Here is a 9,357-nt window from a genome sequence, read left to right as displayed (position 1 = left end):
CTTTTAAAAAGAGGTGTTAATTATAACAGCTGTAAATGAAATAAATGTCGGTGATTATAATATTGATTTTTTAAGCTTCCATCTTTATTTGAAATTACTGCAATCGAAATTGAAGTCAGCGGTGTGTGTATTAACAACCTGCTGCTGTCGATCAAGACAGACAATATATCCTCTTTTTATCATTTTTAAAGTTGAAGCTTTCATTTTCACTTCTCCAACTGCAATAACTTTTCTTTCAGTAATATCTTTTTTACTTACATCTACCATTTTTACTTTTCCTTTTTCATCAATATGATTGAATTTATCTGACATTATTAACCTCCAATCTGTGACATAGTTCTATCTCTTTCACCATTATCAGCAAAATCCAAATTATGACTAATAGGTTTAATAGAAAGAGCCTTTTGATAAGCTTTAATTATACTTTTTCTACTAAAATCTTTTTGAATCTCAACTTCAAGATCACGAGCAAGACAGGGACGAAATTTACCATCAGCTGTTAAGCGAAATCTATTGCATTCTGCACAAAAATGCTCACTCATCGGACTTATAAACCCTATACTTCCTCCACTCCCTGGTATTTTAAAATATTTAGCCGGTCCACTTCCTTCAGTTTCAGTTTTTATAAGTTTAAACTCATTTTTAATTTTCTTTTTAACTTTTTTTGTTTCATAATACTCTGCTCCATTTATATCTTTTCCCAGCGGCATATATTCTATGAAACGAACATGAAGTGGTTTATTAATACTCAATTTAGCAAATTCTATAAGTTCATCATCATTTATCCCTTTCATGACAACCATATTTAATTTTACTGGTTTAAAATTATATTTCAGGGCAGCTTCTATACCAGCAATTACACTTTCATACCGATCTCGTCGAGTAATTTCTTTATATTTATCTTTATCTAAAGAGTCAAGACTTATATTTACTCTATCAAGGCCTGCTTTTTTTAATTCAACTGCCTTTTCAGCAAGTAAAACTCCATTTGTTGTTAAACTTATATCATTTAAATCTAATTCATTTAATTTAGATATTAATTCTACCAGATTTAATCTAACTAAAGGCTCCCCACCTGTAATTCTAACATTTTTGATTCCCATTTCTTTACCAATTTTAACTATTTTAACAATTTGCTCATAGCTTAAAATATCCTCATGTCTTTTTGTCTCTATACCTTCTTCAGGCATACAATATTTACAGCGCAAATTACATCTATCAGTAACAGAAATCCTCAGGTAATTTATTATTCTACCCCAATTATCTACTAATTTTTCCATCTAATCATCATCCTATCTTATTTATTTCCAACTATTGATATTTCGCCAGTTTTTTCAGTTTTATATCCACCTAATTTTTCAATTTTTTTCTGTATTTCTTTCTTTTTAAGTAAAGAAATAAGATATTCAATTCTTGGATCCTGAAGATTTTCTTCAAATAATATTAAATCATATCTTTCTTCAGTTACTGGAATAAAATCTACTTCAGCTGCTTTAGCAGCAGCTTTAATTCCAAGCGCTGCATCTGCACTACCTCTACCAACTGCAATCGCAGCTGCAATATGAGTAAACTCTTCCTGATCATAACCACTAATTTTTGCTGGTTCTATTTCACTTTTATTTAAAAGATAATCAAACAAAACTCTTGTTCCTGCCCCCCTCTGTCTGTTAATAAAGGCAATATCTTTTCTTAATAAATCAGAAATAGAATTTATATTTTTGGGATTACCTTTTTTAATATAAAAACCCTGCTGTCTTTCAACAAGAGTTATTAAAGCCATTTTTTTATCTTTAAAAATTCTTTTTAGATGAGTTAAATTATAATTTCCAGTCTCCGGATCAAGCAGATGAGCCCCTGCTAATTGACATTCTCCACGTTTGAGAGCCATCAAACCTGCCATACTTCCTACAGATTGAATATTTAAATAAAAATCTTTTATGCTTTTTTGAATTTCATCCTGAATAAGATCAAGACTTAAATCATGACTGCCAATTAAAGAAAGATTATTTTTTATATTTTCTTTATCTTCTAATAAAATAACTGGCGCTTTATTATTTTTACTTAAACCCTCTTTGTTCTCTGCAATACGCATTATTCCATCTGCCTTAACTAATGATTTCATGGCTGCTGAGCCCCTCTTTTTAGGAACAGCAATAATTTCATTATTTATTTCAGTTAAACTAACTCGTAAAAATTCTTCCAGACCAATTTCAGAAGGAACTTTTCTTTTAACTTTAGCTTCAACTTCCGGTAATTCAGGGCTTTTTAATCCCTGTAAAGAATAAATCAATTTTCGTATAAAAATATAATTATTAAGCAAAGCAGAAAGAGGATAACCTGGTAAACCAATGACCGGTTTATTATTTACTTCAGCCAGTATAACTGGTTTTCCAGGCATAATATTTACACCATGAATTATAACTCTTCCCAGGTTTTCTAAAATATTTAAAGTATAATCTTCTTTTCCTGCCGAAGAGCCAGCCAGAACAATAGTAATATCATTATTTTTAACAGATTCTTTTATATTATTTTGGATCATTTTTTTATCATCTGGAATAATATCAGTTGTTTTTGCCCTGCCACCCCATTTAAAAATTGATGATTTTATCATTTTTGAATTAAATTCCACTAATTGTCCTTTTTTAAGTTCACTATCAGCATTCACTAATTCATTACCTGTTGGAATTATTTTTACTGCTGGTTTTTTATAAACTGCTACCTTTTTTATACCTGCTTCAATTAAAGCACCAAGATCAAAATCTCTTATTTTATGATTTGAAGGGATAATCATTTCTCCTTTTACAACACTTTCTCCTATACTTCGAATATTATGCCAGGGACTTACTCCTTTATTTATTTCAAAAGTGCTGTCATCATTTTCAACTACATTTTCAATTTTTATTACTGCATCAAAATCAGAAGGCACTGGATCACCGGTATCTACAAATACAGCTTCTTTATCTTTTTTAAATTGGACAGGGTTTCGTTCACTAGCTCCAGCAGTATTTTCAGATTTTACTGCTATACCATCCATAGCAGAAGCATAAAAATTAGGAGCTGAACGTCTGGCATAAACTGCTTCAGAACTAACTTTCCCAACTGCTTTTTCAACTTCTATTTCTTCTGCCTCTGTCTTTAGATTATGAAATTTACCAAAAAACTTCTGTTTAGCTTCATCTAATGAAACTTTATCTAAATATATTTTCCGCATAGAAAACCCCTTCTTTTAATATATTTCAGGCTCAATTAATTCTACTTTTACCATTTCACCTTTATTTTTACCTTCTTCATAGGTATCAATCCTTATTAATGCATCACCTCTCACCAGAGTTGTAATAAGACTTGATTTTCCTAATATTGGTTCAGCCCTTAATTTTTCATTATCTCGAAATAAGCGAACCGGTATATATTCTTCTCTCCCTTTATCAGAAACAACATTTCTGGTTAATTCAGCTTTAAAACTATAATCAAAATTATTTTCAGTTATTTTTTTATTAATTCTACCTATCTCTTCAGCTTCAATTTCCCCAATCAAAAACTGAATAATAGGTTTAAGAAGAATTCTAGTAACTGTCCAGGCTGAAGCAGGATGACCGGGAAGTCCAATAACTGGAGTCCCATCTATCACTGCTAAAATGGTCGGTTTCCCAGGTTTAATAGACAAACCGTGAAGTAAAACTCCAGGTTCTCCAATTGAATTAAGTATTTTTATTGTCATATCTTTTATACCAACTGAACTACCTCCAGAGATTAAAACTAGATCTGAATCAAGATTATTTTCAACTGAATTTTTTAATAATTCAAACTCATCCTTTACTATTCCAACTCTTTTTGTTTTGGCCCCATAAGAACTGAGTAAAGATGTTATTGAAAAACTATTAATATCTTTTATTTCCCCAGGGCCAGCTTTTTTACCAGGCTCTACAAGCTCATCTCCCGTTGATATCACGGCCACTTTCGGCTTTTTATATACTTCAAATTCAGTAATCCCAAGTCCGGCCATTGCCCCTATATCACGAGGTCTAACTCTGTGACCATCAGCAAATAAAGTTTTCCCTTTTTCTATATCCTCACCTTTTAGCACAACATTTTCACCAGCCGCAACAGCTTTTGAAGTTTCAATTGTATTATCATCGAGATATTCAGTATATTCTACCATTAAAACAGCATCTACTCCTTTAGGAAGCATTCCACCAGTGGGTATTGCTGCAGCTTCACCTTCTCCAATTTCGAGGTCAGTCTCTTCACCCATTTCAACTTCTCCAATAACTTCAAAATAAGTTGGTAAAACAGCTGAAGCTCCTGCACTATCTCCGGCTTTAATAGCAAAACCATCTACGGTGGATCGACTAAAAGGAGGAAGATTTTCTTTTGCTTTTATTTTTTCTCCACAAATTCTTCCCAGACTATCTTCCAAAGCTATCTTTTCTTTTTCAAGGTTTTTATCTTTTAAATTAAGTTTTATTTTATTCCAAAAAGTTTCCAGTTCATTTAAATCAAGAAATTCTGACATATTTTCATCCTCCATTAACTAAAATAATCCTAATTGACAGCCTTTAATTTTTATATCTGCTTCATTTAATAGCTTACCAATCCTACCAACACTAACTCCCAAAATATCTGCCAAAAGATGGGCTTTATAACAAATTATACTCTCAGTGTTAAAAATAATATCTTTTTTGCCGTTACTATAATCAATAATAATATCTGCTTTTCGGGAAGCTTTATCTGCTGAATACTTTTTCTCCAGATTATCATTTTTTAGAAAAATAACAAAAGTGGGATTTATAAAATCAATTATATTATTTCCTTCATAAATTTTATAATCATAATCTTTTTCAATATTTTCCTCTATTTTATCAATTCCCTCAGCTAAATTATTAAGATTCGATTTTAAATAAGCCGCTTTAATTACTCCTGCCTTAAGATATCTTCCTGTATCTTTTTCTTCATTATTTTTTAGATCTTCCTCAACACTTATTATTATATCATCTTTATCTTCACTGACAGCAGCTTTAAGGGCAAAAATTTTACCGCATAAATTATTTATTGTTTCTTCAATAAACTTAGTTTTCCCAATTTTACTGCACTGACCTGAAACAATTATTTTATCCAAATAAATTCCCCCTTTTAAATTAATAAACATGGACAGCTGATGCTTTAAATGTTAAATAAACTTCTTTTCCCTTTTTTAAATCAAATTCTTTAAGTGACTGTCTGGTAATATGAACAGCAACATCTACCCCTATATCTACAATAATTTCCAAATAATTAAGTCTATCTTTTATTATTTTAACTTTCCCCTTAAAGGTATTACGAGCTGAAGAAGAAAAAGTCTCAATAGAAATAATTATATCTTCCGGTCTAATTGTCAAATTTGCTTTATCCTCAATATTATCAATTATTGTTATTTTAAGATCTTCGTTCTTTCCCTTAATTAATACTTCATTCTCTACATCAGTAGCTTTTGCCTTATAGATATTTTTAACTCCAACAAATTCTGCAACAAAATTTGAAGCAGGTTTTTGAAATATTTCATCAGTTTCACCTTTTTGTTCAATCTGACCATTATTCATAACTGCTATTTTGTCTGCTAAAGCTAGAGCTTCAACAAAATCATGAGTTACATGAATAGTAGTTGTCCCCAGTTTATTATGAATTTTTTTTAATTCATTTATTAGTTTTTCCCGGGTGGACGGGTCAACAGCACTTAACGGTTCATCTAATAATAATACATCAGGTGAGGTTATTAAAGCTCTGGCCAGAGCTACCCTCTGTTTTTCTCCCCCACTTAAAGTATTTACATCCCTGTATAAAAGTTTTTCTATACCAAATAGATTCAGCATCTTTTGTAATTTATTCTCTATTTCATTTCCACCATAATTATTAGAAGTTTTTAAACCAAAAATAATATTATTTTTAACATTGAGATGGGGAAAAAGCATATAATCCTGATACACCATTCCCACCTTTCTTTCTTCTGGTGAATAATCTGTAATATTTTTATTTTTAAAAAATATAGTTCCTTTATCTTCTTTTATCAAACCTGCTATTATTTCCAGGATAATAGTTTTACCTGTCCCGGTAGGTCCCAGAATAACAAAATATTCTCCATTATCAATCTCTAAATTTATATTTTCTACCTTGAAACCATCATATTCTTTTTTTATATTTTCTAATTTCAGCATTTTATCCCTCAGTCCTATCTTCAACAGAACTCATTTTTGCATTAACAAGACGAAGAGCAATAAAAACTATTAAACTGGCTAAGACCATTATAGCAGCTATTGGACGCGAATATTTTAATCCAAATGAGGCAAATCTTTCATAAATTAAAACAGAAGCACTCATTGGATGATAGGCCAAAATAACTACCGCCCCAAATTCAGATAAGCCTCTGGCCCACATCATAAGAGAACCAGAAATTATATGACTTAAATTAAGGGGAAGGGCAATTTTAAAAAAAGTTTGAGCAGGTGAAGCGCCAAGGCTTCTGGCAACTCTTTCAAGCCTGGGGTCTATTGCTCTAAAGCCCTCAACTGCATCATTTAAAAGAAAAGGCATACTAACAAACATCATAGCAATAACAATCCCCGCAAATTCGCCAACAAAACTCAAACCAAAATTACTAAAAAACTTCCCAAGAAAAAATCTATTACCAAATACAGTAAGTAAAGCTATACCGGCAGCAGTATGAGGAATTATTACTGGTAAATTCATAATTCCTTCAACAAAAACTTTTCCGTTAAAATTTACCCTGGCTAAAAAATAAGCCAGGGGTACTGCTAAAAATATTGAAACTATAGTAGCAACTAAAGATGCTCTAAAAGTTCTCAAAATTGTACTATATACTTCTCTTTCCTTTATAGTATCTAAAAGCATACTTACACTGCTTCCAGTAATTAGTTTGAAAATTGGGGCAAGCACGAAAAATATTAATATTAAAGATAATATTGTGATCATGAAATGGAAAAATGATTTCTTAATCATATTTATTCTTCCTCAACAAGTGGTTTTAAATCCTCCGGAATTGCTTTCATATCATTTACTACAGGTGGATTAATAGCCGGCTGACCATTTTTCTCCATTATTTTTTGACCTTCTGGACCGACCAAAAATTTCATAAAGGCAACTGCACCTTCTCTATTAGGAGGATTGTGAGGAATGGTCACCCCATAAACCATTGGTTTACCGGTTTTAGTTATTGTTTCTCCAGGTTTCTGACCAGAAATTTCAAAACTGGCCTTTGCATAAAATTCCTCATATTTATTTGTTTTGAGATTGATTTTATCCGGAAGAATTACAAAAGGAGCTCCATGTTGTTTTGCCACTGAACGGTAAATAAATATGTAATCCAGCTCCCCTACTTCTAATAAAGCAAGTAAATCAGTTTCTTTAGGTCTTACATTCTTTGGTGGACAGTTTTTTCTTAATTTATTATAAAGATTTTCTTCACCATAATGTAATTCAGCAAGCTTCCAGACTAATTGACTTCTATAACCACAGGGATCTGCATCCGGATCAGAATGACCATATTCGACATCCTCACGCAGTAAAATTTTATACCAGTTTTCACTATTGATTTCATCCTTATACTTGGAATGTTCAGTATACATAATAGACATCTCATTTGTGGCAAAATTCATATACCAGTCAGCATGATCAGGCATCATTAAACTTTCAATAACTGTATAATCAGCTGAGGCAACAATATCAGCCGGTCTACCTAAATCAGTTACTTTTCTGGCTGTAGTTCTACTACCAGCTGATTCTCTTATAACATCAGCTTCAGGATGTTTCTCTTCAAAAGCTTTTTCCATATCTGAAAAAGGAATACTTAGAGAACCTGCGTGAAAAACAATTATTTCACCAGAAACTTCCTCAGCCATAACATTATTTCCAACAAAAACTAAACTAAAAGCCAAAACCAACAAAACCACTAATACTTTTTTCATTATTTTAAATACCTCCTTTTAGTTTTGAGCCTCAAAGGAAAGAAGATTAAATAAAATATCCTCCAGCCAGATAGAAGTATTCTTCAGGCGGGGATCAGCCGAAACAAATGCTATATCAATCAGCTTTCCCTCCAGCTTATCATTCTCTCTCTTCCTTTGTGAAAGAAATGATATCTTTCTGTCTGCATAATTACCATCTCCTGAAAATAAGTTAATAGAGAATTTTATTTTTATCAAGTATTAAAATCACAAGCAGCCTTTTCTCTAAACTTTTTTGTCATCCATTTAGCTGAAAGATACTCAACTACTTTAAGTCTATTATTTCCATCTGATTGCTCAGCAAGTCAATATGAAGCAGCTGCTCATTTAAATATTCATCAAATTGAAGTAGATATTTTAAAGCTTCCAGCACCTGAATTGAAGCAGTTACCGTTACAGCCGGGGAAAAAACAGCCGGGATTTCTTTTTTTTCCGAACCAGTGAAAACATTCTTCAGGCGCAGTCTGCTTTCCGGCAAAACCAACATAATTTGGGCAAAAAACTCCTCAATTCCAGCATGGATAAATGGCAGCTCATTTTCTAAAGCAAGCTGATCCAGAATAAAACGGGATTTAAAATTATCCAACCCATCAAAAATAATATCTATTTCAGCCGGGATTTCAGTTGCCAGCGATATTTTTTCATTTTTAACAATTATCTCAGTCTCTAAGTCAAACTGTTTTAAAAACTCAGCTGCGACTTCTGCTTTTGGCCTACCTAGATCCTTTTTCCCGTAGCAAAGCTGACGGTTTAAATTGGAGATCTCCACTCGATCATAATCATAAAGATATATTTTAGCAACTCCAATCCGCTGCAGCTGCAGCGCCTGATTCGTTCCCAGCCCCCCAGTTCCAGCAATCATAATCTTTAAATTTTCCAGCTTCTGCTGCTGTTTTTTCGAAAATAACTTCTGCTGTCTTTTTAAATAATCTCTCATAATTACCCTCCTGCAGATGGTGGGAATAAGGTTACTGTATCCTGATTGCTAGCTGCAGTTTTCAACTTTTTTAAATGAAGAATATTTTTCCCATTGACCATAATAATTGCTCCTGGGGAAATACTCTGGTCTTCCTCCAGCAGCTTTTGGGTAAAATAGCCGTCATAATCCTGATCCAATTTTTTAATCAATTCCGCCATTGTAATTTCCTTATCTAATTCATATTCAGTTCCCGCACTTTTTAAATTAATTCTAAATAGCGAATAAAATTTAACTTTTAATGCCAACTTGATCACCCTTTATATAAAATTCCACCCAGCTCTCTAGAGAGAACTGGATGGATTTACGAGGCTAAATTGAATAACCTTAAACTGCAATATATTTTTTAAAAGCCAATTATTTACCCCGCCAATATTATTATTTAAT

At 32.1% G+C, this 9,357-nt stretch carries 11 protein-coding genes; all 11 read right to left on the bottom strand.

Annotated features, from left to right (window positions below; translation table 11 throughout):
* Positions 1-84: 84 nt before the first annotated feature.
* Positions 85-312, bottom strand: coding sequence for a cyclic pyranopterin monophosphate synthase MoaC (locus tag CI949_RS12595; RefSeq protein WP_290767030.1), 228 nt, complete (start codon positions 310-312; stop codon positions 85-87).
* A gap of 2 nt (positions 313-314) precedes the next feature.
* Positions 315-1,280, bottom strand: coding sequence for a GTP 3',8-cyclase MoaA (gene moaA / locus CI949_RS12590; protein WP_290767028.1), 966 nt, complete (start codon positions 1,278-1,280; stop codon positions 315-317).
* Between the two features lie 17 nt (positions 1,281-1,297).
* On the bottom strand, positions 1,298-3,211 hold the full coding sequence (locus tag CI949_RS12585) for a molybdopterin biosynthesis protein (protein WP_290767026.1): 1,914 nt from the start codon (positions 3,209-3,211) through the stop codon (positions 1,298-1,300).
* A 15-nt stretch (positions 3,212-3,226) separates the two neighbouring features.
* Positions 3,227-4,513: a gephyrin-like molybdotransferase Glp gene (gene glp, locus CI949_RS12580; protein ID WP_290767024.1), complete on the bottom strand. Its 1,287-nt coding sequence runs from the start codon at positions 4,511-4,513 to the stop codon at positions 3,227-3,229.
* Positions 4,514-4,531: 18 nt separating this feature from the next.
* Positions 4,532-5,116, bottom strand: coding sequence for a hypothetical protein (locus CI949_RS12575; RefSeq protein ID WP_290767022.1), 585 nt, complete (start codon positions 5,114-5,116; stop codon positions 4,532-4,534).
* 19 nt (positions 5,117-5,135) lie between these two features.
* Positions 5,136-6,188: an ABC transporter ATP-binding protein gene (locus tag CI949_RS12570; RefSeq protein WP_290767020.1), complete on the bottom strand. Its 1,053-nt coding sequence runs from the start codon at positions 6,186-6,188 to the stop codon at positions 5,136-5,138.
* Between the two features lies 1 nt (position 6,189).
* Complete coding sequence (locus CI949_RS12565; protein ID WP_290767018.1) at positions 6,190-6,882, bottom strand: ABC transporter permease; 693 nt, start codon at positions 6,880-6,882, stop codon at positions 6,190-6,192.
* A gap of 110 nt (positions 6,883-6,992) precedes the next feature.
* Positions 6,993-7,955, bottom strand: a complete 963-nt coding sequence (wtpA, locus tag CI949_RS12560) for a tungstate ABC transporter substrate-binding protein WtpA (protein WP_290767016.1) — start codon at positions 7,953-7,955, stop codon at positions 6,993-6,995.
* A gap of 18 nt (positions 7,956-7,973) precedes the next feature.
* A complete protein-coding gene (locus tag CI949_RS12555) occupies positions 7,974-8,192 on the bottom strand; it encodes a hypothetical protein (protein ID WP_290767014.1) in 219 nt (72 codons plus the stop codon).
* A gap of 67 nt (positions 8,193-8,259) precedes the next feature.
* Positions 8,260-8,931 carry a HesA/MoeB/ThiF family protein gene (locus tag CI949_RS12550; protein ID WP_290767012.1) on the bottom strand — a complete coding sequence of 224 codons (672 nt, stop codon included), beginning with the start codon at positions 8,929-8,931 and terminating at the stop codon, positions 8,260-8,262.
* A 2-nt stretch (positions 8,932-8,933) separates the two neighbouring features.
* A complete protein-coding gene (locus CI949_RS12545; RefSeq protein ID WP_290767010.1) occupies positions 8,934-9,227 on the bottom strand; it encodes a MoaD family protein in 294 nt (97 codons plus the stop codon).
* Positions 9,228-9,357: the final 130 nt, after the last annotated feature.

This window comes from Halanaerobium sp. (genome assembly GCF_003070835.1).
This window is presented reverse-complemented; position numbering and strand designations above follow the sequence as displayed.